This window comes from Exiguobacterium sp. RIT341 (assembly GCF_000632205.1).
Lineage (GTDB): Bacteria > Bacillota > Bacilli > Exiguobacteriales > Exiguobacteriaceae > Exiguobacterium_A.
This window is the reverse complement of record NZ_JFYW01000010.1, coordinates 74,540-97,624: the sequence shown is the minus strand read 5'-3', so window position 1 is coordinate 97,624 and position 23,085 is coordinate 74,540. Positions and strand designations below refer to the sequence as shown.

The window sequence follows — 23,085 nt, the reverse complement described above, 5'->3', positions numbered from 1 at the left end:
GTTCTCTCCTTTTCATGGTGCATTGATTAAACTCCATTGAATATCTGCGCTATACGATGAAGGTTTTGGATATTTTCCAGTTAAGTCGAGAATAATCCCTTCGTTTTCTGCGTAGGTTAACGGTGTTTGATTCGAGCTAGCCGACATCGTCCCTGTTGCAATTTCAATAGCAGTCGCTTGTAACAATTGGGTTTTAGAAGTGGTCTTAAAATAAAGAACATCATTTAACACATGATTTTCTTTACTCGTCAAAGGACGACTGAGATTCGCTTGTAGCTTCCAGTTGTAACCTGTTGCATTTTCGTGCGAAATAGAAATCGTCATTGGGAACAAGCGAGGAATTATTTTCTCACGTCCGGTCAACTCATGACTTCCGAAGTCTAACGTATCCGGTACGATTAAGTTAAATGTTGGTCCGATTCCAAGTGTTGCTGTCGCCGTACCACTACTTAAAACATTTAAATCAACTAATCCATCTGCTAAAACGCTCCGAAATGTATAGACTTTATCGACTCCGACTGGTAGATTGCCGACTTTGAAAGATAAGATGAATCGATCGTTACTTAGAAGAGATAGCTTTAATAAAGAGCTAACATCAGCATAAATTTGGTTATTCGTTCGATCGATTATTGCTGTCGCATCTCTCGTTTGCGATCCAATTCCAAGTAATCCATTATAGCGATATTGAAGTTTGACGGAACTCGTTTCAATACTTTGCATCACTTCTGGTGGTAGTCGAAAAATAATATATCCGCTTGATAAATTTAAGCTCAACAATCCAGAAACAGTATTTCCTAATGTAATCGTTTGAGTCGTTCCATTATAGGAAGCATCTAAGTTTGATGTTCCGAGCAGTGCTACTCCGGCAAGTGTCGGTGCAACCGCTTGTTGCTTCTCTTGTCTTGGTTTAATTGGCTTTGGGGCAGGTGCTGTAATTTCGCTCGATGATTCTTCTTCAGAATCAGGTTGCACGGGAACTTCATTGTCTTCTTCATCTGGAGCTATCTCAGATGTTGATGGATCTTCATTCTCGGTTGATGGTGTCTCAGGTGTTGATGGGTCTTCACTCTCGGTTGGGGATGTCTCGGGTGTTGATGGGTCTTCACTCTCGGTTGGGGGTGTCTCAGGTGTTGATGGGTCTTCACTCTCGGTTGGGGGTGTCTCAGGTGTTGATGGGTCTTCACTCTCGGTTGGGGATGTCTCGGGTGTTGGTGGGTCTTCGCTCTCGGTTGGGGATGTCTCGGGTGTTGGTGGGTCTTCACTCTCGGTTGGGGATGTCTCAGATGTTGGTGGGTCTTCACTCTCAGTTATTGGTGTCTTCTCTACTTCCATGAGTTCTTCGCATTGTTCGATTTCCTCTTTTTCTAACAAGCCCTTTTTCTTTGGATCATTCAACGTCTCTTCACAAAACGATGACGTCAAAGGGTCTGGAATTTCAAGTTCCTCAGTCATCGCATGACTGTGCGGAATCGGAAAGCTTGTTACTAATAGAATCATCAAGATGATAAAAAGATTCGGTGATCGATTTCGATACAAACGCTCCCCTCCCATCCTTACGACCTAATTCCATTGATCTATACGTCTATCTTCCTTCTAAATAAGGCAATTAAACCGTTAATTTGGCATTTAAAAGATATAAAATGCGTAAATATTTATTAATATACTAAAATTTAGTTCCAATATATAATACGTACAATAGATTTATTATGATGAAATAAAAAAATGTGCTTGTCTCCAAGCACATCGAGTTTTAATTCTTTTCTTCTGTTGTACCATCTGGAATCGGTAGTTGAACCATACTCCCTGATCCACTGACAAGTGGTGATTTCCCGTCCCACTTCTTGACAGCTTCGTATTGAATCATTTCTTTCGTCAACGTCTTCTGTAATTCTTTTTGTGCTTTTGCCAACCCTTGAGCTTCGATCAAACGCGCATCGGCTGCTCCTTTTGCTTCTACGCGAAGACGTTCTGCCTCTGCTTTAGCGATTTCAAGATCCGTTTTCTTTTTATCGAGTTCCTGCGACGCTTTGACACGCGCATCGATTGCTTCCTGTGTCTTTTCATCTGGTTTTGGTGCACCGAGTGCGACATCCTCGATGATGAAACCGATGTCCTTGACGTCTTCTGCAAACTGCGTCTGAATGCTCGTCGAGACGTTTCCTGATTTTTCACCGAACAGTTCAAGGACAGTAACTTTCGAGATTTGCTCACGCGACGCATCATAGAGTCGTTGTTTCAAGTAACCTTTGGCAATCTCATCGATTTCGATCGGTCCGAACTTGTTGAAGACTTTTGTCACCTTATCCGGCGAAACGGAGAAGCTGTATGTAAAGTCGACGACGATGTTCTTTCCGTCTTTAGTCGCAAGCGTCATGTTATCAAGCGATTTCGTCTGTGTACGGATCGGATACTCCGTCACCCGTGTGATTGGTGAAACGACATGCCAGCCTTGTGATAACGTCTCATCTTTGACACCGCTTGACGGGGTATAAACGACACCAACTTGTCCGGGTTCGATTTGTTCGACGACGAACGGCGTTGTAGCCAGCAGGGCTAATACAAGTACACCGGCGATGATCATCGATGGACGAATTTTTTTCTTCGGTTTGATTTCTCTCATTCTGAATCTCCTTTATCAATCTTTTCTTGGATATAGCGATAGAGTTCCATGCCAAGCAAAACGATGAGGGCGAAAAACAATAACGTGAAAAAGATGGCCATCTAACCCCTCCTCTAGCGAATTCCTTACTTTCTTCTACGCATCCATCTGGAAAATGTTTCATTATTTTAAATATCCGGTTGCTTATTTTTAATTTCTGTCCTAATATGGAAAGAACTTTGCCTGCTCTACGACAGATCATGATTTGTGGTACACTCGAATGAGCACATCACTTACTAGAAACGAGGGTTCATCTCTATATGATTACAGTACAAAACGTCGGTCTTCGCTTTGCGGACCGAAAATTATTCGAAGACGTTAACATCAAGTTCACGCCAGGTAACTGTTACGGTCTGATCGGTGCGAACGGTGCCGGTAAATCAACGTTCTTGAAAATTCTCGCTGGTGACATTGAAGCACAACAAGGCGATGTCATCATCACACCAGGCGAACGCTTAGGCGTCCTTCGCCAGAACCATTACGAATACGAAGAATTCCAAGTCATCGAAACAGTCATGATGGGACACAAACGTCTCTATGAAGTCATGAAAGAAAAAGATGCGATTTATATGAAAGAAGATTTTTCAGATGAGGACGGCATGCGTGCTGCTGAACTCGAAGGTGAATTCGCTGAAATGAACGGTTGGGAAGCGGAGTCGGAAGCAGCGATGCTTCTACAAGGACTTGGCATCAAGGAAGACCTTCACTCGAAAACGATGGCTGAGCTGACAGGATCTGAAAAAGTTAAAGTCTTGCTTGCCCAAGCATTGTTCGGTAAACCTGACATTCTTTTACTCGATGAGCCGACAAACGGACTCGACCTGAAAGCTGTCAAATGGCTTGAAGAATTCTTGATCGGATTCGAAAACACGGTCATCGTCATTTCCCACGACCGTCACTTCTTGAACAACGTCTGTACGCACATGGCGGATCTTGATTACGGTAAGATCCAACTGTATATCGGAAACTATGATTTCTGGTATGAATCAAGTCAGCTTGCTTCGCGTATGGCAAGTGACCAAAACAAGAAAAAAGAAGAGAAGATTAAAGAACTTCAAGCCTTCATCGCACGTTTCAGCTCAAACGCTTCGAAAGCGAAACAAGCGACGTCACGGAAGAAATTGCTTGATAAAATCACACTCGACGACATTCGTCCATCATCACGTCGTTATCCGTTCGTTGGCTTTACGCCAGAACGCGAAATCGGAAATGATCTCTTGATGGTCGATGGTCTCTCGAAGACGATCGATGGCGTCAAAGTCCTTGATAATGTCCGCTTCTCGTTGAACAAGACGGATAAAGTCGCGTTCATCAGCCAGAGCGATATCGCGATCACGACACTATTCAAAATCCTTATGGGTGAGATGGAACCGGACAGCGGTACATTCAAATGGGGCGTCACGACTTCCCAATCATACTTGCCGAAAGATAACTCGGAATTCTTCGAAGGCTCGGATAAGACGATCCTCGATTGGCTCCGTCAGTATTCACCGGCAGATGAGAGCGATACGTTCCTCCGTGGATTCCTCGGTCGGATGCTCTTCTCAGGAGAAGAAGTCATGAAAAAAGCATCTGTCTTATCCGGGGGCGAAAAAGTCCGTTGTATGCTTTCAAAAGCGATGCTCAGTGGTGCTAACGTCCTTGTACTCGACGATCCAACGAACCACTTGGATCTCGAATCGATCACGGCACTCAACGATGGTTTGATCGCTTATAAAGGCGCAATGCTCTTCAGCTCGCATGACCACCAGTTCGTCGAAACGATCGCGAACCGCATCATCGAGTTGACACCAAACGGTATCGTCGATAAAGAAACGACATACGATGAGTATTTGAACAACGATACGATCCAACAGCAATTAACAGCGTTATACGCACAATGATTTTAAAAGAGACCGGAACTGTCGTTTCGGTCTCTTTTTTGAACACGTTGAAGGAGGAATGCGATTTGCGACATCGCGTATGCGCTGCGTTGATTGAAGAGCAACAGATTCTAATGGTCGAGTTACATACCCCTTCCCGGACATTTTGGACGTTACCCGGCGGAGGTGTCGAGAACGGTGAAACTAAAGAGCATGCCGTCGTGCGAGAAGTGTTAGAAGAAACGCATCTTCACGTCACGGTCGAACGGAAACTTTACGAGATTTCAATGGATCAAGGAACAGAGACATGTTTTCTCGTTCGCCGTGTCTTAGATAGTCCTGAACCTCGACTCGGGATCGATCCTGAACTATCGCTTGATCAACAAGAATTACGAGCTGTTCGGTTTCGACCATTAAAGGAGCTTCAAGATGATTCACAGATTTCTCGTTTGCGTCGACTATCGTAACGATATAATCTTTGGATTAAATGAAAATTTAATAACCGTATTTATACTTAAAAATAGTAGTCGGTAACTAAGCTTTTTGATAATCCAAAATCGCTCGATCCAGCGATAGAAAACGAGAACGTTATCAAGGTGTCGACTGCCTATCCGTTTTACCGAGTGGTCACAAATCGTATACGAATCGATAAGATATGAAAAAACGGATTCTCAGGCGCGGGAATCCGTTTTTTCATGCATTGTTCTTCTTTTGTTTCGCTGCCTCTTCTTCGACACGTTGCAACAAGGCCTGAACAATTTTCTCGTTTTCTCGTTCGCCACCGAGTGACAAGAGACTTTTCCCAACGAAGTTTGCCCCTTCATTTTTTCCTGTATAAATCAACAGACAACGAGCGTGTCCAAGTGGTTTGAGCGTAAACGTCATCTCAATCTTAAATATTTTAGCTAACGTGAATCCAATCGTATTTTGTTTAAAGTCCGGCTCATTCGTATAGGCTAAATCGGTCACGATGTAGGTTTCGAGTCGGTTGCCCTGCATGTACGTTTGACGATACGTCGAACCGACGACACCCGGTTTTCGTTCAATCACCTCATGCTGGACGACGTTCGGAATCAGACGTTGCAGCCGCGTGTGATCAAACAAGTGCCATGCTTCCTCAATCGGGATATCGAGCTGTCGTTCTTCTCTCCACGTAATCATAGATCCGCCCCCTTTCTATACAAATACCCTGTCATCCGGTCTTGTAACGTCCGGTGACAGGGCGGGAGCAGATTCTTATTTTACTGTGCTTGTTTCAAGAGCAGCTCCGAGGAACTTCGCCAGTTCAAGCATGCCGTAGCGTCCTGCAGCAGCTTCGGCATCGGAATTATAGTTCGTATTCGTATTGACATCATACGTATAGATCGTACCTGACGCATCCTTAATGAACTCGATACCTGCGACCGCGATCTGGTTCGCTTGGAGGAACGCTTCGTACTTTTCAATGATTGGATCATCGAAGCCTTCAACGATTTGGAACTTCATCGGTGTTTGCGGCGCTTCTTCACCAACTGGGCAAAACAAGTCATCAATCACACACGCATCAGCTGGGCAAAGTTCGAATCCTTCCGACGTATCGACTCGGACCGCATAGACGAATTTTCCACCCACGAACTCACACCGCGTGATGTACGGTTCTGGTGCTTGGATGTACTCTTGAATCAACGTGATGCCATCGACTGGTTCGTCGAATGTCGAACCATCGAGATAAGCTTCAAGTGCTTCAATCGAATGGAATAACTGGACGCCGAGACCTTTCCCGGCACGGTTATGTTTCGTGATGAATGACGAAACACCGATTTCTTTTGCTGCTTGTACGATTTGATCACGTCCGACAGCAGCTGTTGTCTTTGGTACACGAATCCCAGCCTTACGCAATGCCGTGTATTGATTGACTTTGCTGACTTCAAGACGGAGCGCACGCGTTCCGTTAAAGACAGTCCGGTCATGCTCTTCTAACCAAGCGAGGACCCCTTCCGTCAACTCTGGCGCATAACGATGCCCCCGCGTATGCGAAGACGCACTCATACGACTGTAAAAGACACCTTCTGGCGGCAGTTCATCTAACGGTACGATTCCTTCATTCAAGTGCCACTGCTCGTACGGCAACTTGAGTTCTTCGAGACGTTTGATGAGATGATCCGTCCATTCTTGGTTTTCGTGGAGAATATGAATTTTTGTCATGATTGTTGACCTACCTTTCGTTTCGCTTCGACCAGTGGCATTACGTCACGGGCAAAGCGTTCCATTTCTTCGAGTTGTGGTGAGAATTGTAACAAGAGCAACGTGACACCAACGGCTTCGAACGCTAGAATCCGTTCGGCAATCTGTTCTGGTGTTCCGATCAAGTTCGGTCGCAGACCACGGTTCGAGACGGAATAATCATTTCGCTCGACCTGTTGTTCGAGTTGCGATTTACTGATGAAATCTTGATAACCGGCATAACCGGCGCTGTCTTCCTTGACGTCCGTGATGCGTTGCCACTCAAGAAGCGCTTCTTCTTCCGTATCCCGGCAAATGATGTAGGCAGCAAGACCGAAGCTCTCAAGCGGTGCGTGTCCCGTCGCTTCCCGGCGTATTTTCATGTCATTGATTTTATGAGCTACTTCTTCAACAGTGCCTCCATGCATGACGTAGGCATCACAATGTTCGACGATCGTCCGTTTTCCGGCTTCACTCTCTCCACCAGCGTAGAGCTTAATTCCCGGACGCTGGACGGGTTTCGGATGGAGTTCTGCCTGTTCGATCGTGTAGTGATTGCCGGAGAAGCTGTACGGTGACGCATCTGCCCATAGTCCTTTCATGACCGTGACGAACTCTTCCGTTCGGGCATAGCGTTCATCGTGTGCAGTAAAAATACCGTTGTATTGTTTTGCTTCTTCTGCCCACCAGGCCGAGACGACATTGAGCGTAAATCGTCCTCCACTCAACTGATCGATGTTTGCCGCCATCTTCGCCGTCGTCGCCGGATTATGGAACCCGGGACGAACCGCTGTCATGATTTCAAGACGTTCTGTTGTTGCAGCAATCGCCGCTGCCGTTGTCCATGCCTCAAGACTCGGTTCCTTGATGCCTTTGATATCGTTCAAGTTCAATTCCGCAATTAACGTCGTCGAGAAGCCGATGCGTTCAGCTGTTTGTGCGACTTGTTTCGCATAATCGAATGTCGCTGGCATCTGTTCATCCTCGACGTTACGTAACCATCCCCCAAAAATCGGTAACCAAAAACCATACTCCACTCCATCGTCCCCCTTATCATAAAAAAACGCTCTTTTCGAAGTTCGAAAAGAGCGACGGTATCTTGTCCTGTCCGCTCTTATCTTCAGAAGGTATTCCTTCCTGGAAGTAGCACCTTCCGCCATAGCGGGGTTGCTGAAGTGTCTTCGGGCCAGTCCCTCGACTTCTCTAGATAAGATGTGTTGCATTCATCGTACAGAATTCATTGAACTAAAGCAACCATTAAACCGTCTTTTCCTATCGGATTTACCCCTAAAGAAAAATCCCGACGTGATGTCGGGATTCGGAATTAGTATGGTGCGACGAAATCTGATGTCTGCTCTGGCGCCTGCTCCCCACGAATACGATCGTAGAATTTGGCAAGCGTGACACTGAAGTATGGTCCGACCCATAGGACAGCAAGACCAAGCGTAACGATGACAAGCAACGCCCAACCAATGAATGATAGGAAGAGTAAAAATGCTTCCATTTTATGACCATCCATGAGTTGACGTGAACGCGTGATTGCCTCGAGAATACCGATTGACGGCTCATCCCGAAGGATGTAGTACGTCAACAAGTAAGAGAATGACTTGATGATACCAGGGATGATTAAGAGTAACGTCCAGAGCGCGATAAAGATGAATTGAACAATGGCCAGCCCCACCACTTTCAGGAACATACCATATGGCTCAAACAAATCCGTCACTTTCGTTTCTTCGCCACGAGCAATCGACATGGCAATCCATGTCCAACCGACTCCTACTGGAATCAATAAAATCGACACCAATGATACAACGAGATCTATACTACTAGACGGCTCATCGATATCCGATCCAAATAAATTAGGAACACCCTGAATAATACTAAACAGCAGAAAAGCTAGGACTGCAAATCCCCAACGACCGCTGAGCGACTCCTTCGCTGCTTTCTTTAATTGAGATGACATGAGTAAGGTCCTCCTTGAAAAATAAGTTCTCACCTTACTCTACGGCTTAAAACTTCTAATGTTTCACTCTTTTTTCAATAATTTCCCGTCTCGTTGCTGGTTGAGCCAAGCACGCTCAAGTTGTTTGTCGTCCACATGTTAGAACGAGCGTTGAACATCGAAGCGCTTCATCGCAAACGAAATGTCATGTTTTTCGTCTATGTATGCTGATATATCTCCACAGCCGGATCCCGTTGCTTGTATTTCGCGACGATGACGATCAGGACCGTGATGATCACAAGCAGGAACCAAGAAGACAATTTTCCGAGATCAACGACTTCCCATCCTCTTTCCTGATGCGGATAGACCCACCCTTTAAAGAACGTCACGATATTCTCAGCGATCCAAATAAAGAACGCGATCAGTAAAAAAGACAGGACGAGCGGCATCCGGTAGATCGTCTGCTCGATCGTAAAATGAACCCATGACTTATAGAAGACAAGGACGACGAGGACCATCAATAGCCAGCGTGCATCGAAGATCCAGTGGTGGGTGAAGAAGTTGAGATAGACGAGACTGCCTACGCTGATCGCAAGCCAAGGTGGTGGGAATGCTGTGAAGCGTAAATGAAATCTTCGGAACGCTTGACAGACATAACTTGCGACACTTGCATACATGAATCCTGCATACAAGGGAACACCAGCCACTTTCGTTAGAGCCTGTTCCGGATAACTCCAAGACCCAACGTTCACTTTGAACAGTTCAAGTGCTAGACCAATCACGTGAAAGAGTAAGATCAGTTTGAACTCTTCCAGCGTTTCATAACGCGTGACAAGTAAGACGATTTGGACGAGAAGACACCATAGCAACAGGAGATCGTATCGAGCGATCGGTTCAGCAGGAAGATAACGTGAAAGAGCAAGCGCTGCGAAAATCATGACGGGAAAGACGCAACAGACGGCTTCTATGTATGTAAAACGAATCAGGTGTCGGATCGCTTTCATCCTGTCATCTCCTTTTTTCTTCAGTATACGTTTCTCTTTCGACCTTCCCCTCCTTCTTAAGATGGAAAAAACGGAAAATTTCGTCTTTCTTCTTCTACTTTCCTCATGATACAGTTAACGAATCAATTATTTTTAAGAAATGAGGTGTTAGACATGACGCGTCATCGTGCTTCCTGGTTATTACGCGCTACGTTAAAGTGGGGACTCTTCCTACTCGGTTTATTTTTACTCGCTCTCGGCTCATCGATGATGATCACTGCTGAACTCGGTGTCTCGACGTGGGATGTATTGCATCTCGGTCTCCAAAAGAAAACACCACTGTCCGTCGGAACGATTATTTTGCTCGTTGGTCTATTACTCGTGTTCGTTAAGTACACATTAGACCGCGTCACACCACAAATTGGAACACTCGTCAACGCGATTTTCGTCGGTGTCTTCATGAATCTTGTCCTTAATTCTCATCTCTTACCCTCTTTTGAGTCGATTTGGTTGAATACGATCTGGTTGATTTTCGGCATCTTCATCATCGGCATGGGGGCAGGTCTTTATGTTGCTGTCGGATATGGAGCCGGTCCACGCGATGGGTTGACGCTGACACTTGCAGAGCGATTTGGAACGTCGATTCGTCTGATGCGGACGATCATGGAGGTCACGGCATGCGGCATTGGCTGGTTGCTCGGTGGTCCTGTTTTCTTCGGTACAATCCTCTCGATTTTCTTAATCGGACCATTCCTACAATTTTGGTTGTTCTATTTCCGTCGGATCATTGCAGCGATCGATGCAAAAGGAATTCCAGCGTCTAAACGCCAAATTAGCTAAGTCGCCTGACTCGATATCATTCCGCGTGAATGATATCTCTTTTTATGTTAAAAGCAAATAAGTTGCGTCATCAAATTAAACACGTTATATTCGTTTACATATCAATCTTTGATACGTCAAAGGTTTCTTCGAACGAAGGGAAGGATGTGATGGATTGAGTATCTCCTGCACTGAAAAAGGACGGTTGATCTATGCACTCGTTTCTGTCAATAAGACGATTGCTCAAAAATTTGATCTCTGTACGGATGGTTTTAGTCAGACTCGAATGGATCTACTCGCTCAACTACAAGTCGATCAAACGATTAGCCAAAAAGAGTTACAAAAACGCGTTAATGTGGATCATGCGGCAGTGACCCGTCATCTCAAGCACCTGGAATCGACCGGGATGATTGCTCGCGAGCGTTCAGCTGCTGACAATCGGGTGATTCTTGTTTCTTTAACGGAACAAGGGGCGACGCGCATCGCTCAATTACGCGAACAAAAAGATGAGTTTCTCGAGGATCTACTCGAAGGATTCTCTGCTGAAGAACAACGGACGTTAGCTGAGATGATTCAGCGCATCGAAGCAAACGCTGACGCATTACCTAAACTAAAAGAGGAGTCGATTTAATATGGCAACGCAAACTCAAACAGACTTCATGGAAATCGTTAAAGGACGTCGCTCGATTCGTAACTACGACACGAACGTAAAAATTTCAAAAGAAGAAATGACACAAATCCTTGAAGAAGCAACACTTGCACCTTCTTCCGTCAACATGCAACCATGGCGTTTCCTCGTCATCGATAGCGAAGAAGGAAAAGCAACACTTGCACCACTCGCGAAATTCAACCAAGTCCAAGTCGAGACATCTTCTGCTGTCATCGCTGTCTTCGGTGACATGAACGCAGTCGATCAACTCGAAAACATCTACGACACAGCTGTTGCGAAAGGGCTCATGCCACAAGAAGTACGCGATCGCCAAGTACCTGCAATCCAAGGCATGTACAGCAGTATCTCAGCAAACGATTTGAAAGATAGCATCTTGATCGACTCAGGTCTCGTTTCGATGCAATTGATGCTCGTCGCTCGTGCGCACGGATATGATACGAACCCAATCGGCGGTTACGAAAAAGATCAAATCGCAGAAGCATTCGGTCTTGAAAAAGAGCGTTACCTCCCAGTCATGTTGCTTTCAATCGGTAAAGCAGTAGATGCAGGATACCCATCGGTTCGCCTACCGATCAACGACATCGCAGACTGGAAATAAGTTTTTCACACCACAAAAAAGAAAAAACATACACAAGGGAGATTGAATAATTATGACTACTCAAACAACAACGGACTTCATGGAAATCGTTAAAGGACGTCGCTCGATTCGTAACTACGACACGAACGTAAAAATTTCAAAAGAAGAAATGACACAAATCCTTGAAGAAGCAACACTTGCACCTTCTTCTGTCAATATGCAACCATGGCGTTTCCTCGTTATCGATAGCGAAGAAGGAAAAGCAACACTTGCACCACTCGCGAAATTCAACCAAGTCCAAGTCGAGACATCTTCTGCTGTCATCGCTGTCTTCGGTGACATGAACGCGGTCGATATCAACTCGAGACAATCTACGATATGGCTGTTGAAAAAGGTCTCATGCCACAAGAAGTACGCGATCGCCAAGTACCAGCCATCAAAGGTTTCTACCGTCCAGAAGACGTTGAAACATAGCATCTTGATCGACTCAGGTCTCGTTTCGATGCAATTGATGCTCGTCGCTCGTGCGCACGGTTACGACACAAACCCAATCGGCGGTTACGAAAAAGATCAAATCGCGGAAGCATTCGGTCTTGAAAAAGAGCGTTACCTCCCAGTCATGTTGCTTTCAATCGGTAAAGCAGTAGATGCAGGATACCCATCGGTTCGTCTACCAATCGCTGACATCGCAGAATGGAAATAAGCGATCTCACTCAGTCCGGATTCCTTTTATAGGAATCCGGCTTTTTTGTATACTCAGAGAAAAGGAGGCGTCTGTAATGTATGATGTGACGATTATCGGAGCCGGTGTAGCGGGAATCTTCCTTGCTCATCAGCTCGTTGAAGATGGGCAATGCGTCTTACTGCTCGATGCAGGAAAACCAATCCGCAAGCGAACAGTAGAAGATGCGTATCTTGGATTTGCAGGGCTTGGAAAATCAGAAGGAAAATTCAATTATGCGATGGGATTCGGCGGAGAACTCGTCTCAAAAATCGGTGAAGAGACGACACGACGACTGTTCCAAGAAGTCGATAATCTTTTATGTACATACGGTGCCGATATGATCGAGACCTACTCGACGCATTCACCTGCTGTCGCAATTCGCGCCCGTCGTGCTGGTCTCCATACGGTCGAGACGACCGTCCGTCAATTAGGCACAGCACGGACAGTTGGCGTCTTCACGGCGTTTGAGGATGCTTTATTGCCACGACTCGATGCTCGTTTCGAAACGACGATCGAACAGATCACGAAGTCGGAGGCGTTTACGATTAAAACAGCGGACGAAACCTTCGTAAGTCGACGGATCGTGTTCGCGACAGGTCGTTCCGGTGCAGACTTTACGTTGCAACAGTTAGCGACGCTTGGTGTCATCCCACAGCGGACCCGACTTGATCTCGGAGTGCGGGTCGAGACGGATGAGGCACTATTTCGAACATTACTACAGGAGACGTTCGAGACAAAGCTCGGTTACGACTCACCTTATGGTAAAGCCGTCACCTATTGCATGAATCCATGCGGACGGATCATCCGCAAATATCAAGAAGGACTCGTCATGCCGGACGGTCAAAACGTCCATGAGACGGCAGATGGATCAACGAATTTGAACTTTACACTGTTTCTCCCGCGTTATTTTTCGACGTTAGCACAAGCCAATGCATACGCCACACGCGTTATCGGAGGAATCAATCAAGGACAGGATCGCATCGTTGTCCAGCGCCTCAGTGACTTTCGAAAATCGCGAGCGACAACAACGGATCAATTGCTTCATAACGGAATCATCCCTTCGCTAGCTGCTTCCCCTGGAGATTTACACGCGGAAGTACCTGTGGAAGACCTCCTCGTCTTAGAAGGTTTTTTAAAACGCCTCGAGCGACTCCTTGAGACGGAACTTCCAGCAGATACGTTACTTTATGGACTAGATGGTAAGTTTTACGCACCGATGCTTGAGACGTCAGAAACATTTGAGACGACATGCTCCGGTGTCTATGCGATCGGTGATTGCTCTGGTGCAACGCACTCTCTTGCCCAAGCAGCCGCTAGCGGACTTCATCTCGGACATGCTTTGACGCAAACAAGCCGGTCCCTCTTCGCCTAAGCGGAGATGGACCGGCTTGTTTTACTTCTTGAATGCTTCATACACCTTCAATTGTTTCCCTTTGACTTTCGTCGTCTTCATCGCTCGTAAGACAAGCGGACCTTTGCCGTTCAGGATATCGACATACGTCAACGTATCCTGAATCGAGATAATCCCGATATCGTCTGCTGTGACGCCTTCAATCTTCGCGATCGTTCCAACGAAGTCGACGGCACGAAGTTTCTTTTTCTTTCCGCCGTTAAAGAACAACTTCATGATGTCGGCATCGAGCTGTTCCGTTTTCGACGAACGCGTATCTGCCGTCGCCATTTTCTCTTCGAACGCATCCGCTGTCCGCATCAAGTCCTTTTCCGTCGGTGCTTGGCGGCGTGTCAGCTTCCCGTGATATTGCTCGATTTCCTTCAGGCGACGTTCGTCTGCTGGTGTGACGAGACTAATTGCTTGTCCAGTTGCTCCTGCACGACCCGTCCGACCGGTCCGGTGAACGTAGCTTTCTCGTTCGACAGGGAGATCATACTGGATGACATGCGTGATGTTCTCGATATCGATACCGCGTGCTGCGACGTCTGTTGCAACGAGAATCCGGAATTTACCGGCACGGAACGCCTTCATCGCATCGAGTCGATCGTCTTGTTCCATTCCTCCGTGAATCGCTTCAACCGGATAGTCATGTGCACGGAGACCATTCGCAACGAAATCGACATGTTCTTTCGTCCGACAGAAAATCATACAGCGATCCGGGTTTTCAGCGACGAGGACATCTTTTAGAATCGCGAATTTCGTCTTATCCGTCACCGGAATATAACTATGCGTAATCGTTGAGACGACGGTTTCACCCGCTTCGATTCGTTTCGGTGCATCCATGTAACGATTGCTCAACTGTGCGATATCTTCCGGGAAGGTCGCAGAGAATAAGAGTGTCATCCGATCTTTTGGTAACTCGGACAAGATGGCGTCGACTTGATCGAGGAAGCCCATATTCAGCATTTCATCGGCTTCATCCAAGACGACGTAACGGATTTTCTCAAGCGATAGCGTGCCCCGCTCGATATGATCGCGTACACGTCCCGGTGTACCGACGACGACGTGTGTCTTTTGTTTGAGTTCCGTGACTTGTCCACGGAACGGTTGCTTGCCGAAGACGGCCGTCGCTTTGATCCGCTTATAGCGTCCGATGTTCATGATGTCTTCTTTGACCTGCAAGGCAAGCTCACGTGTTGGCGTCAAGACTAAGACTTGTGGTTTGTTTTCTTCCCACTCGACGAGTTCACAAAGGGGGATTGCGAAGGAAGCCGTCTTCCCACTTCCTGTCCGTGATTTGACGATGACATCTTTTCCGGATAATACAACGGGAATGACCGATTGCTGGACTTCGGTTGGTGCCGTGTATCCAAGTTGCTCGATCGAGTCGAGAATCGGTGTGCTTAAGTTAAAATCATTGAATCGTATACGTGTCATAGGATGTCCTCATTTCTTATCGTAAAAAAAGCTTCCCACCGAAACGATGAGAAGCCCAACGAATTATTTGGATGCTACTTTATCTTTTTTGATTTGCTTACTACGTAATTGACCACACGCAGCATCGATATCTGTTCCGTGCTCAAGACGAACACCACAGTTCAAGCCGTTCTTCTTCAACGTATCGTAGAACGTCGTGATATCTTCAGACGTACTGCGTTGATATTGACCGTGCTCATCGACTGGGTTGTACGGAATCAAGTTGACATACGTCAGGTGACGTTTGTCTTCAAACAATTTCGCGAGTTCGACCGCGTGTTCCTTTTGGTCGTTGACGCCACGAAGCAAGATATACTCGATCGTGATTTTACGGTTCGTTGTTTGAACGTAATAATCGATTGCTGGCATCAATTTCTCAAGCGGAATCGCCCGGTTGATTTTCATGATTTGCGTACGCAATTCATTGTTTGGTGCGTGAAGCGAGATAGCTAAGTTGACTTGGAGTTTTAAGTCAGCGAACTTGTAGATCTTGTCTGCCAAACCACTTGTTGAAACCGTGATGTGACGCGCACCGATTGCAAGACCATTGTGGTCCTTGATGACGTTCAAGAAGTCGACCATGTTGTCGAAGTTATCGAACGGTTCACCGATACCCATGACGACGACGTGGCTGACACGTTCTTCGTTTCCGACTGCATCGAGGTGATGTTGAACGTTCATGATCTGCTCAACGATTTCGCCTGCTGACAAGTCGCGGCTCTTCTTGATGAGACCACTTGCACAGAAGCTACAGCCGATGTTACAGCCAACCTGTGTCGTAACACAGACAGAAAGACCGTATTTATGACGCATCAAAACCGTTTCGATCAAGTTGCCATCATATAATTTGAAGAGGAACTTGATTGTTCCGTCCGCTGATTCTTGCTTGACCGCTTCTGTCATCGAGTCAATCGTAAAACTCTGATCTAACAACTCAAGGCAATCCTTGTTGACATTCGTCATTTCCGCGAAAGTCGTGACACGTTTACGGTAGAGCCAATCCCATACTTGTTTGGCACGGAATGGTTTGTGCCCTTGATTCGATAACCATTCTGTCATCTGCTCAAGCGTTAATCCATAAATGGATGGTTTATTCATTTCAAAAGACCTCATTTCTTTTTCCAGAACTACAACATTCCTTTATCTTAGTAAAAATCAGCGCGTGACGCAACGTTCAAATCCTAAATGTTCAGTTTCTGTAAATTTTTTTCGTCACTTTCGATCAAATCGACAGACTTCGACGCCCGAATTGAACGAATGCTCCAGTCAAGAAAATGAGAAATAGGACGAATAGGATGACCGAATGGAGCAGAAAATGATTCGTTCCTTCTAGTAATTGCGTCGTATTGAATAAGGAGAAGACGGATAGATAACGGAGCCACTCTGTCTTGTCACTCAGTTCAGACAGAATCGTCAAGACGATCGATAGGATGAGTACACTACCAGCAAGCGAAAAAGCACGTCGTTCTTCATCGAATAACGTCGCAATGAATAACGTAAATGTACCAATTGCAAAGAGTAACATTAGCGCATTGAGTTGAATTCGCCATAATACCATAGTATCGATCGTAATTCCGCTCATCCACCAATCCGCTACCATCAATACGAGACCGTTCAGCGTGACGAGAAGAAGACTAGCGAGTCCGATGACGCTTGCAACTGCTAACGTATAGTCATTTCGTGTGATCGGTGCCGCTAGGTAGACGATCAATTCTCCATTGTCGATTGGTCGCGCGACGAGTCGTGCTGCTAGCGAGAGTAAAAATAGACTCGCGATGACTTGGAAGATCAATCCGTAATAATTCCCATCGAGCAGATCAAGCACATTGTTGAATCCTGTCACCTTATCGTATTGAAAGGCTTTCAAGACTTCCGGAGGTAACGCTTCTAGCTTTGCTTCTAGTAAACCTGTCTTCATCATCGATGGATAAAGCAACGCAAGCATCAACAAATAAAGACTCGTTCCAATCGAATAAGCAAGAACAGGCTTTCTGACTTGCTTGAATAAAGAGCGGATTAGCAACATCACGATGGTTCCTCCTCGCCGTAATAATGCAAAAAGACCTGTTCTAGATCATCCGCCGATTGTCGGATCAATCGCACATCATACTGCGTTAAATAAGCAATCACCTGGTTTAAGGTTAACGTCTCATCCGTTTGAAAACTGACTTCTGTCCGCTTCGGTTCAACGCCGACTTGCCTCGCGAATTGCGCCGCCTCCGTCTCACTTTGAAAAACGATCGTGTACACCTTTCGACTCGATCGAATCAACGCATGAATATCGGATTCGACGATGATGCGGCCCGCTTTGATTAAAGCGGCTCGATCACACGACTTTTCCATCTCTGGAAAGTGATGCGAACTCATCAAGATCGCTTTTCCCGCTTGTTTCTCCTGTTCAATCCACTCTAAAAAACGCTCTTGCATCAAGGGATCAAGTCCACTTGTCGGCTCATCGAGTAGGTAGACCGGCGCATCCTTCATGAAACAACCGACAAGTGCCAGTTTTTGTTTCATTCCTTTTGACATCTTTCGGATTTTTGTCTTCGTCTCAAAGGGAAACCGTTTCAACAACAATTGCCGCCGTGCCGGATCGCTGCCGTGTAGTCGCTGCATCAAATCCAGCATGTCTGCTCCTGTCATCTCTCCAGGCAGACTAATTTCACCCGGTAAATAACCGACCAACTGCTTTACTTCTTTACTTTGATTCCAGCAATCAAAACCGCCGACGGTTGCTTTTCCATCGTCCGCAGCCAGTAGTCCCATTAAATGCCGGAGCGTCGTTGATTTTCCGGATCCATTTGGTCCGATAAAACCGAATATCATACCCGGCTCAACCGTAAAACTGACATCGAATATCCCGCGTCCCGGCGCAAATTCCTTCGTCACATGCTCCAAACGGATCATCATCCGACCTCCTCATCCTTTATTTCGCTCATCACTGTATTCATACCCGTTTTGAAGCAGTTTGTTCGGATCAAAACGATAGATGACGAATCGCTCGTCGTGATTTTTGTCATAAAGATCCTGCAATCGAATCTCATCAACTTGATCAAATACGGTATGGCGCTCTAGATATTCCCGGTATTCATCAGTTGGGTAATACAAAATGAGATCAACTGAACGCGAGGAGCGCTCGACTGAATCTAGGATGTGATCGACTATTTTCATGAAAATTTGCGAAGAGAATGGATTGAAAAAATAAAACTTGTTTGCCTCATCCGGAATGACGTACTGCTCGGCATACGCCTGTTCAAATCGTAAACCTCCGGAACGCCGCTTCCGTCGACTTTGGTAGTTCCCCATATTCCGGATCGCGTCTTCGTAAAATTGTCCGTTCATCTCGATTCCGATGACGGAGCAGTCAAAACGGTCGTGTAAGTAAAAGTTCAAGCGCCCTTTCCCACATCCGAAGTCAATGACAGTATCCTGTTTTTGAAACAAATACGTTTCGCACAGTTCGTCTAATGCTGCATAGGGCGTTGGTTCATATCGATTGTAGTGACTGAACACACTATAAAGATGTTGCATCTCAATGGTCTCAATTCGTAGTCGTTGATCGTATTCCTGTTCATTCATCGTTTGTTCCTTCTTTCCGGCATTCTTTCCTTCATCGTACTATACTGAAGAAGTACATTATTCGTTTTTTGAAAGGGGATTTCATAATGATCGTCGTTACGAACCGTATTAAAGTCAAAAAAGGAATGGCTGCTGCCCTCGCTCCTCGTTTTACACGTCCAAGTGGACTTGATACGATGGATGGATTCATCCGCGTCGAGGTCTTGTTGACACAAAACATCGAAGAACATGATGAGATGAACGTCAACATGTACTGGGAAGATATGAAGAGTTTCCAAGCATGGCGGGAAAGTGACGATTTCAAAGCGTCCCATAGTCGACCGGCGAATAGTGAAGCGGGAGAATCGCCAATGCTCGGTAGCGAGATTCTGACGTACGAAGTCGCTTCGGTCAAAGAACGCGCGCAATAAACTAAAAAGGACTCGTCTTGAGTCCTTTTTGTGTGCCCATATCAAAATAGTGAAAGGGTGTATTTGTCTCAAATGGTATTATTTGTTATTATAGTGCCAATACAGAGAGAAGAGGACCTTTCATGAATTCGTTAACTATATTTGAACAAGTCATTCGTAGCTTACCTGACGATCGTACGTTACGACGTGATGAATTATGGACGGATGATTTTTTATTGCAACAGGAGAATAATCTAACCGTCTATTATTCTCCGATCGGTGAATATATCAATACTGAGGCTAAAGTCGTCATCGTCGGGATCACACCTGGCTTTGAACAGATGCGAATCGCCTTTGAGGAAGCGACGGATGCGCTCCATCATGGTGCTTCGCTAGAAGAGACGGCACGGCTCGTCAAATATACAGCCAGTTTTGCTGGAACGATGCGACGTAATCTCGTCCAGATGTTAGATGCACTTGAGCTTCCAGCATTGCTTGGAATCGAGACGACGGCTAGCTTATTTCATCAACATCAGGAATTATTACATCCGACGTCACTGTTAAAGCAACCCGTCTTCTATCGGGAAAAAAATTATTCGGGGCATCAACCGAAGATCAGTCGCAGTCCTTTATTGAGACATTATGCGGAGGAACACTTCGTCGCTGAAATCAATCAGCTACGAAAACCGACACTGTTGATTCCACTTGGTCGTGTCGTCGAAGCACAAGTCCGTAGTTTGATTCATGATGGACGAATCGAACAGCATCAGCTTCTTTCAGGCTTCCCTCATCCATCTGGTGCGAATGGTCATCGGAAAAAACAGTTTGAAGAGAATCAACCGTACTTAATGAAACAGCTCATTCAGCATTTTGCGGAGTAGCTCATTCTTTTTTTGAAAAATGACGCCATCCTCATACGGATAGCGTCATTTCAATTTAAACCATTAATAAACACACATCATTCGCGAATGCTACTGGATCCTCGAGTGGGAGTCCTTCGACAAGCAATGCTTGTTGATACATCAGTTTTGTATAGCGCTCAAATTTCGAACGGTCGTTTTGATAAGCTGATTCAAGAGATTTAAACACCAGGTGTGACGGGTTCAACTCGAGAATCTTGACCGCTTCTACCCCTTCATTATTCGGCATCGCTTTCAAGATTTTCTCCATCTCAATTGAGACGGCGCCGTCTGTCGCAAAGCAGACAGGATGCGATTTTAGACGCGTCGATGCTTTGACTTCCTTGACCTGTCCACTTAAGATCTCCTGCATCGCTTGGAACATTTCTACTTGTGCCTCTGTCGTCTCTGCTTCTTCTGCTTCGATTCCTAAGTCACTGCTCGTAACTGATTTGAATGTTTTCTCGTCATACGTCATCAGCATCTGAATCGCGAACTCATCGATCTCTTCCGTGAAGTACAAGATGTCATATCCTTTATCACGGACGAGCTCGGATTGCGGTAATTTATCCAAACGATTTGTGCTCTCACCAGCGGCGTAGTAGATATGCGCTTGGTCTTCCGGCATCGCTGCGACGTATTCTGCGAGCGTGATCAACTTCTTCTCCTTCGCTGAGTAGAAGAGGATCAGGTCCTGTACCTGTTCTTTATGCATGCCATAATCATTGTACATACCAAACTTCAGCTGACGTCCGAACGCTTGATAGAACGTTTCGTACTTCGCGCGATCTTCGCGCAAAAGTGCTTCGAGTTGTGTTTTAATTTTACTTTGGATATTTTTCGCGATCAGTTTCAATTGACGATCGTGTTGCAACAACTCACGCGAGATGTTAAGCGATAAGTCCTCCGAGTCGACCATTCCTTTGACGAAACTGAAGTGATCCGGCAACAAATCACTGCATTTTTCCATGATCAACACACCATTCGCGTAAAGCTCGAGTCCTTTTTCAAATTCTTTCGAATAATAATCGTACGGTGCCTGTTCCGGAATGAATAAGATCGATTGATAACGAACGGCGCCATCGACGCTGATATGAATGTGTTTTGCCGGTTTGTCAAAACCATACCGCTTCTCTTGGTAGAAATTCGCATAGTCTTCGTCTGTCAATTCTCGTTTGTTCTTCCGCCAGATCGGCACCATACTGTTGATCGTCTTGACGACCTCGACCTCTTCCGTCTCATCACTGCCTTCGATCGGCTGACGTTCGAGTTCCTTCATCTCGATCGGATAACGGATGAAATCCGAGTATTTCTTGATGATGCTGCGCAGACGATACGTCTCGAGGTATTCGTCATACGATTCTTCTTCCTCGTTCGCCTTGATGTGGAGCGTAATCTCCGTTCCGACGGTTTCTTTGTCGACTTCCTCGATCGTATAACCTTCGACACCACGCGATTCCCATTTATAAGCGACTGCACTGCCGTACGGTTTCGTAACGACAGTGACGACGTCTGCGACCATGAAGGCAGAATAGAATCCGACACCGAATTGACCGATGATATCATGACCATCTTGTGCTTCATTCTCTGCCTTGAAGGCAAGCGACCCACTCTTTGCGATCGTACCGAGATTCTCTTCTAGTTCTTCCTTCGTCATTCCGATTCCCGTATCACGAATGATGAGTTGACGTGCTTCTTTATTTGGTTCGATCGTAATTTTGTAGTGTTCCTTTTCGAACGAAATCGTCTCGTCCGTCAATGCTTTGTAGTACATCTTATCCATGGCGTCACTAGCATTCGAGATCAATTCGCGCAGGAAAATCTCCTTATGCGTATAGATGGAATGAATCATCATCTCCAGCAATCGTTTTGATTCCGCCTTAAATTGTTTCGTTTCCATGCTCATTCTGCCTCCCTTTTTTAGCACTCAATCATACAGAGTGCTAATTCATCTCCTATTATTAGGGAGTTCGAAATATCTGTCAATCACCTTTTTCACTGTATGTCGCGACTTTTTCACGGACGATTTTTCCGATTTGACGTAAGTGTTCCGCTGACCCATAGGTGCCATGGCTGACGCCTTTTTCATCCTTTCGATTACCGAGACCGATGAACTGCTCACTCGGTTTGAAGTGGAGTCCGACGACGGGGACCTGAAATCGTGACGAGAAGCCGATTTGAAAAATCGCGTCTGGATAATCCGTTGGTCGATAGGTTGTCCAATCGATATCTGGTTCGAGCTTCGCAAATCGTTCCGTGTGTTCCTTACCGAGCAGGATGATTCCTTTTATCGAAAACAGTTCAAGCAGGCGTAACAAAAATGTCTGACCGAACGGACTATCTTCCAACACGCTGCGTTCTTTGATCGCTCCCATGTAGTGGTGCGTCGGAAACGGAAAAAAATCCAAGTGAATGACTGGATCAAACGTCTTTTCGTAAAACGACGCACCGAGTCCGTTCAAGAATCCTTCGAGCTTACCCCCACCTGGTCGACCGAACCAGGTCCGGTACACATTTGGTTGTTTAAAGTAACGATTGAACCGCCGGATTGAATCTGTCAGCGTCTCCTCCTGCAGATAATCCTCCCATGACATCGACTTCGGACGAATAAAGAGCGGACCGGTCTCGTCGAATCGTAATGCGCCCGTCCGGTCTAAAAACTGCGTTCGGGATGGGTTCGTCGCGATCGTCACCCAACTGCTACGCGTCGCATCACCAAACCAAAGGACAGGTGTCGTTTGATCAATCAGTTGATCTGCGAACGCACTTTTCTCGAGCGTCATTTGATACTCGACAGCTTCCTGTAATAATTTTTTGGCAAGTTGCCATTGATCGGATGTCAGCGTTCTCATCTCCCTTTTTACAGCGATTATGCTGTTGAAGATGTACCCCTTATCTTCTATTACTAGAC

General features: G+C 45.9%; 23 protein-coding genes and 1 riboswitch. Of the genes, 9 read left to right on the top strand and 14 right to left on the bottom strand.

The genetic code is table 11. The features are described from left to right. Positions 1–12: 12 nt before the first annotated feature. On the bottom strand, positions 13–1,536 hold the full coding sequence (locus BW42_RS16070) for a hypothetical protein (RefSeq protein WP_052019148.1): 1,524 nt from the start codon (positions 1,534–1,536) through the stop codon (positions 13–15). Positions 1,537–1,750: 214 nt separating this feature from the next. Next, on the bottom strand, positions 1,751–2,620 hold the full coding sequence (locus BW42_RS12870; protein ID WP_035411874.1) for a prohibitin family protein: 870 nt from the start codon (positions 2,618–2,620) through the stop codon (positions 1,751–1,753). Between the two features lie 299 nt (positions 2,621–2,919). Here BW42_RS12870 and BW42_RS12865 point away from each other — a divergent pair, with 299 nt between their 5' ends. Together BW42_RS12865 and BW42_RS16065 are read left to right on the top strand one after the other, a co-directional pair. Further along, a complete protein-coding gene (locus tag BW42_RS12865) occupies positions 2,920–4,542 on the top strand; it encodes an ABC-F family ATP-binding cassette domain-containing protein (protein WP_035411871.1) in 1,623 nt (540 codons plus the stop codon). 65 nt (positions 4,543–4,607) lie between these two features. Next, positions 4,608–4,988, top strand: a complete 381-nt coding sequence (locus tag BW42_RS16065) for an NUDIX domain-containing protein (RefSeq protein ID WP_052019147.1) — start codon at positions 4,608–4,610, stop codon at positions 4,986–4,988. Positions 4,989–5,214: 226 nt separating this feature from the next. Here the strand turns inward: BW42_RS16065 and BW42_RS12855 are convergent, their stop codons facing one another. The 5 genes from BW42_RS12855 to BW42_RS12835 all read right to left on the bottom strand — a co-directional run bounded on the left by BW42_RS12855 (position 5,215) and on the right by BW42_RS12835 (position 9,669). Further along, complete coding sequence (locus tag BW42_RS12855) at positions 5,215–5,682, bottom strand: hypothetical protein (RefSeq protein ID WP_035411867.1); 468 nt, start codon at positions 5,680–5,682, stop codon at positions 5,215–5,217. 75 nt (positions 5,683–5,757) lie between these two features. After that, the gene (locus tag BW42_RS12850) at positions 5,758–6,705 is read right to left on the bottom strand and encodes a RimK family alpha-L-glutamate ligase (RefSeq protein ID WP_035411865.1); all 948 of its coding nucleotides are present in this window, start codon (positions 6,703–6,705) and stop codon (positions 5,758–5,760) included. Next, positions 6,702–7,760 carry an LLM class flavin-dependent oxidoreductase gene (locus BW42_RS12845; protein ID WP_035411862.1) on the bottom strand — a complete coding sequence of 353 codons (1,059 nt, stop codon included), beginning with the start codon at positions 7,758–7,760 and terminating at the stop codon, positions 6,702–6,704. The genes BW42_RS12850 and BW42_RS12845 overlap by 4 nt, the downstream gene beginning before the upstream one ends. A 74-nt stretch (positions 7,761–7,834) precedes the next feature. Continuing rightward, positions 7,835–7,937: riboswitch (SAM riboswitch) on the bottom strand. A gap of 110 nt (positions 7,938–8,047) precedes the next feature. After that, positions 8,048–8,686 (bottom strand): DUF975 family protein, encoded by a 639-nt coding sequence (locus BW42_RS12840; RefSeq protein ID WP_035411859.1) that lies wholly within the window; start codon positions 8,684–8,686, stop codon positions 8,048–8,050. Between the two features lie 197 nt (positions 8,687–8,883). Next, positions 8,884–9,669, bottom strand: coding sequence for a DUF817 domain-containing protein (locus tag BW42_RS12835; RefSeq protein WP_081780432.1), 786 nt, complete (start codon positions 9,667–9,669; stop codon positions 8,884–8,886). A 153-nt stretch (positions 9,670–9,822) separates the two neighbouring features. On the opposite strand from BW42_RS12835, the gene BW42_RS12830 reads away from it, so the two are divergent. The 5 genes from BW42_RS12830 to BW42_RS12810 all read left to right on the top strand — a co-directional run bounded on the left by BW42_RS12830 (position 9,823) and on the right by BW42_RS12810 (position 13,810). Further along, complete coding sequence (locus tag BW42_RS12830) at positions 9,823–10,488, top strand: YitT family protein (protein ID WP_035411857.1); 666 nt, start codon at positions 9,823–9,825, stop codon at positions 10,486–10,488. A 154-nt stretch (positions 10,489–10,642) separates the two neighbouring features. Then, the gene (locus BW42_RS12825; RefSeq protein WP_035411854.1) at positions 10,643–11,098 is read left to right on the top strand and encodes a MarR family winged helix-turn-helix transcriptional regulator; all 456 of its coding nucleotides are present in this window, start codon (positions 10,643–10,645) and stop codon (positions 11,096–11,098) included. A 1-nt stretch (position 11,099) separates the two neighbouring features. Continuing rightward, complete coding sequence (locus BW42_RS12820; protein ID WP_035411851.1) at positions 11,100–11,735, top strand: nitroreductase family protein; 636 nt, start codon at positions 11,100–11,102, stop codon at positions 11,733–11,735. A gap of 52 nt (positions 11,736–11,787) precedes the next feature. Continuing rightward, on the top strand, positions 11,788–12,417 hold the full coding sequence (locus tag BW42_RS12815) for a nitroreductase family protein (RefSeq protein WP_081780431.1): 630 nt from the start codon (positions 11,788–11,790) through the stop codon (positions 12,415–12,417). A 76-nt stretch (positions 12,418–12,493) separates the two neighbouring features. After that, entirely contained in the window at positions 12,494–13,810 is a 1,317-nt protein-coding gene (locus tag BW42_RS12810; protein WP_035411848.1) for an NAD(FAD)-utilizing dehydrogenase, read from the top strand. Positions 13,811–13,831: 21 nt separating this feature from the next. On the opposite strand, the gene BW42_RS12805 is transcribed toward BW42_RS12810, so the two are convergent. The 5 genes from BW42_RS12805 to BW42_RS12785 all read right to left on the bottom strand — a co-directional run bounded on the left by BW42_RS12805 (position 13,832) and on the right by BW42_RS12785 (position 18,886). Next, positions 13,832–15,268, bottom strand: a complete 1,437-nt coding sequence (locus BW42_RS12805) for a DEAD/DEAH box helicase (protein WP_035411845.1) — start codon at positions 15,266–15,268, stop codon at positions 13,832–13,834. Positions 15,269–15,331: 63 nt separating this feature from the next. Beyond that, positions 15,332–16,405: a 23S rRNA (adenine(2503)-C(2))-methyltransferase RlmN gene (gene rlmN, locus BW42_RS12800; protein WP_023469793.1), complete on the bottom strand. Its 1,074-nt coding sequence runs from the start codon at positions 16,403–16,405 to the stop codon at positions 15,332–15,334. A 124-nt stretch (positions 16,406–16,529) separates the two neighbouring features. Beyond that, a complete protein-coding gene (locus BW42_RS12795; RefSeq protein WP_155960203.1) occupies positions 16,530–17,333 on the bottom strand; it encodes an ABC transporter permease subunit in 804 nt (267 codons plus the stop codon). Beyond that, complete coding sequence (locus BW42_RS12790) at positions 17,333–18,214, bottom strand: ABC transporter ATP-binding protein (protein WP_035411840.1); 882 nt, start codon at positions 18,212–18,214, stop codon at positions 17,333–17,335. The genes BW42_RS12795 and BW42_RS12790 overlap by 1 nt, the downstream gene beginning before the upstream one ends. A 12-nt stretch (positions 18,215–18,226) precedes the next feature. Further along, positions 18,227–18,886 (bottom strand): methyltransferase, encoded by a 660-nt coding sequence (locus tag BW42_RS12785; RefSeq protein WP_081780430.1) that lies wholly within the window; start codon positions 18,884–18,886, stop codon positions 18,227–18,229. 86 nt (positions 18,887–18,972) lie between these two features. Between BW42_RS12785 and BW42_RS12780 the strand changes: the two genes are divergently transcribed. After that, entirely contained in the window at positions 18,973–19,296 is a 324-nt protein-coding gene (locus BW42_RS12780) for a heme oxygenase (RefSeq protein ID WP_035411837.1), read from the top strand. Between the two features lie 122 nt (positions 19,297–19,418). Beyond that, positions 19,419–20,156 (top strand): hypothetical protein, encoded by a 738-nt coding sequence (locus BW42_RS12775; RefSeq protein WP_035411835.1) that lies wholly within the window; start codon positions 19,419–19,421, stop codon positions 20,154–20,156. A 55-nt stretch (positions 20,157–20,211) separates the two neighbouring features. Here the strand turns inward: BW42_RS12775 and htpG are convergent, their stop codons facing one another. Together htpG and BW42_RS12765 are read right to left on the bottom strand one after the other, a co-directional pair. Then, on the bottom strand, positions 20,212–22,074 hold the full coding sequence (gene htpG, locus BW42_RS12770; protein WP_035411832.1) for a molecular chaperone HtpG: 1,863 nt from the start codon (positions 22,072–22,074) through the stop codon (positions 20,212–20,214). An 82-nt stretch (positions 22,075–22,156) separates the two neighbouring features. After that, entirely contained in the window at positions 22,157–23,026 is an 870-nt protein-coding gene (locus tag BW42_RS12765) for a hypothetical protein (protein ID WP_035411829.1), read from the bottom strand. Between the last annotated feature and the right edge of the window lie 59 nt (positions 23,027–23,085).

Coding starts and splice junctions, on each gene's coding strand:
- BW42_RS12870 (WP_035411874.1), bottom strand. CDS start 2,620: ATGAGAGAAATCAAACCGAAGAAAAAAATTCGTCCATCGATGATCATC.
- BW42_RS12865 (WP_035411871.1), top strand. CDS start 2,920: ATGATTACAGTACAAAACGTCGGTCTTCGCTTTGCGGACCGAAAATTA.
- BW42_RS12855 (WP_035411867.1), bottom strand. CDS start 5,682: ATGATTACGTGGAGAGAAGAACGACAGCTCGATATCCCGATTGAGGAA.
- BW42_RS12850 (WP_035411865.1), bottom strand. CDS start 6,705: ATGACAAAAATTCATATTCTCCACGAAAACCAAGAATGGACGGATCAT.
- BW42_RS12840 (WP_035411859.1), bottom strand. CDS start 8,686: ATGTCATCTCAATTAAAGAAAGCAGCGAAGGAGTCGCTCAGCGGTCGT.
- BW42_RS12835 (WP_081780432.1), bottom strand. CDS start 9,669: ATGAAAGCGATCCGACACCTGATTCGTTTTACATACATAGAAGCCGTC.
- BW42_RS12830 (WP_035411857.1), top strand. CDS start 9,823: ATGACGCGTCATCGTGCTTCCTGGTTATTACGCGCTACGTTAAAGTGG.
- BW42_RS12820 (WP_035411851.1), top strand. CDS start 11,100: ATGGCAACGCAAACTCAAACAGACTTCATGGAAATCGTTAAAGGACGT.
- BW42_RS12815 (WP_081780431.1), top strand. CDS start 11,788: ATGACTACTCAAACAACAACGGACTTCATGGAAATCGTTAAAGGACGT.
- BW42_RS12810 (WP_035411848.1), top strand. CDS start 12,494: ATGTATGATGTGACGATTATCGGAGCCGGTGTAGCGGGAATCTTCCTT.
- BW42_RS12805 (WP_035411845.1), bottom strand. CDS start 15,268: ATGACACGTATACGATTCAATGATTTTAACTTAAGCACACCGATTCTC.
- rlmN (WP_023469793.1), bottom strand. CDS start 16,405: ATGAATAAACCATCCATTTATGGATTAACGCTTGAGCAGATGACAGAA.
- BW42_RS12795 (WP_155960203.1), bottom strand. CDS start 17,333: ATGTTGCTAATCCGCTCTTTATTCAAGCAAGTCAGAAAGCCTGTTCTT.
- BW42_RS12790 (WP_035411840.1), bottom strand. CDS start 18,214: ATGATCCGTTTGGAGCATGTGACGAAGGAATTTGCGCCGGGACGCGGG.
- BW42_RS12785 (WP_081780430.1), bottom strand. CDS start 18,886: ATGAATGAACAGGAATACGATCAACGACTACGAATTGAGACCATTGAG.
- BW42_RS12780 (WP_035411837.1), top strand. CDS start 18,973: ATGATCGTCGTTACGAACCGTATTAAAGTCAAAAAAGGAATGGCTGCT.
- BW42_RS12775 (WP_035411835.1), top strand. CDS start 19,419: ATGAATTCGTTAACTATATTTGAACAAGTCATTCGTAGCTTACCTGAC.
- htpG (WP_035411832.1), bottom strand. CDS start 22,074: ATGGAAACGAAACAATTTAAGGCGGAATCAAAACGATTGCTGGAGATG.
- BW42_RS12765 (WP_035411829.1), bottom strand. CDS start 23,026: ATGAGAACGCTGACATCCGATCAATGGCAACTTGCCAAAAAATTATTA.